Source organism: Sporanaerobacter sp. PP17-6a (assembly GCF_900095615.1).
Classification (GTDB): Bacteria; Bacillota; Clostridia; order Tissierellales; family Acidilutibacteraceae; genus Acidilutibacter; species Acidilutibacter cellobiosedens.
The window spans coordinates 1-1,879 of record NZ_FMIF01000041.1; the positions used below are offsets into that span (position 1 = coordinate 1).

A 1,879-nucleotide genomic window follows, 5' to 3' on the forward strand; every position below is an offset into this window, starting at 1 on the left:
GGTAGTGTCAATAAGACACTCCACCTTTTTTATTTAAAACCTTATATTATCAAGAGTTACATAGTTCTTATAAAATAAAAAACAATGACCCCCATAATTTCTGATATAATTGAAGTTACGACGCAACAAATATACAGAAAGAAAGGTGTCATTGTTATGTCTTCAATTATAACTTATTTATTAATATATAATCAATACTTACTTAATCAAATTTACGAATTAACTTTATTTATCGCAAAGCATATACCTATTAAACAGTGGGCTTTCGATGATTCTCGCAGTCCAGTTTATCAAAAATTTAAAATTGATAAGCTTCCCGTAATTAAAAAGTTCATTAAACAGGATTACAGTTTTCTACTTGAATACTATCTTTGGAAGTATGGAAAGCCTGTAAAACCAGTTCAGCGTCGCAACGGAAAAACCATTCCTGATGATACTGTCTGCCCTTTATGTGGTGCTCCTCATCAATATATTTATGACAACAATGGTGGAAATGGTCAATATCAATGCAAAATCTGCGGTCAAACCTTTATTACAGGGGAACAAGTAACTTCACCTTTAGTCCTTGTATGCCCATATTGTGGACATACCTTAGTTGCTGTTAAAGACCGCAAACACTTTGTTATTCATAAATGTGTCAATAAAAAGTGTTCATATTACAAGAATAACCTTAAACTTCTTCCTAAAGATTTAGATCCTAAGGAAAAGTATAAATACAAACTTCATTACATCTATCGTGAATTTACGCTAGATTTCTTTTCTATGGATTTAAATCAGCTTCCTTCTTGGGCTACAAGTTTTACGTTTAAAAAGAACAATGCACATATTATGGGGCTTTGTCTTACTTACCATGTTAATCTTGGTTTATCCCTTCGCAAAACTGCTGAAGCCATGCGTGAAATCCATAATATCAATATCTCTCATACCATGGTTGCAAACTATGCAAGAACTGCCTCTGTATTAATTAAACCTTTTGTTGATACCTTTGATTACAATCCATCAAACAACTTGGCTGCCGATGAAACCTATATTAAGATTAAAGGTCTTAAGGGATACCTTTGGCTCATTATGGATACTGTTTCTCGCTCAATTCTTGGTTATCAAGTTTCTACTAGTCGTGATGTCGGTCCTTGTATTCTTACCATGAGAATGGCATTTGATAAATTCAAAGAATTCCCGGGTAAGGCCTTAAAATTTATTGCTGATGGTTACAGTGCGTATCCTTTAGCTGCTCAACAGTTTAAAATTGAAAAGGACTGGAATTTTGATATTACTCAAGTTATTGGGCTTACCAATGATGATGCTGTAACTAAGGAATATCGCCCGTTTAAACAGAAAATTGAACGTCTCAACCGTACCTTCAAAGCTTCTTATCGTGTTACTTGTGGTTATGGCACCGATGATGGTGCTTATTATGGTATAAATCTTTGGGTTGCTTACTACAATTTTCTTCGTTCTCATGAACTTTATAGATGGAAACGTCCATTAAATGAAGTTGATATGCTTAAGGGCGCTGATAACATGCCTGGAAAATGGCAAATCTTAATTTTTCTTGGTCAAAAAGTCATTCTTAATATGCAAGAGACCAGATCATCTTAGCCTTTATCCTGTTCTTAGATTTAAGAGCCAGAGGTAAATCAGCCACCCGATAGGGCTTGCCCTTGATGGCATATAAAAACAATGCTACAATGCTGTGAACGAGACGGTGAAACTTTTCTGTTCTTGAGTTTTTTCGCCGTCGGTGCAAACTTAACAGCATTGTTTTGTAATGCAGTCAAGGGTGGCGGCGACTAACGTAAAAGTATATTTTTGCGATTTTCTAGGTTCACTTGAGCCTAATTTTTTTGACCTGTTTTTTCATAAGCTACTTTACACTATC

General features: G+C 34.8%; 1 protein-coding gene. It reads left to right on the forward strand.

The window, feature by feature from the left end; all coding sequences use genetic code 11:
* Positions 1 to 156 precede the first annotated feature (156 nt).
* Positions 157 to 1,599 (forward strand): DDE-type integrase/transposase/recombinase, encoded by a 1,443-nt coding sequence (locus tag PP176A_RS14720; protein WP_071141232.1) that lies wholly within the window; start codon positions 157 to 159, stop codon positions 1,597 to 1,599.
* Positions 1,600 to 1,879: the final 280 nt, after the last annotated feature.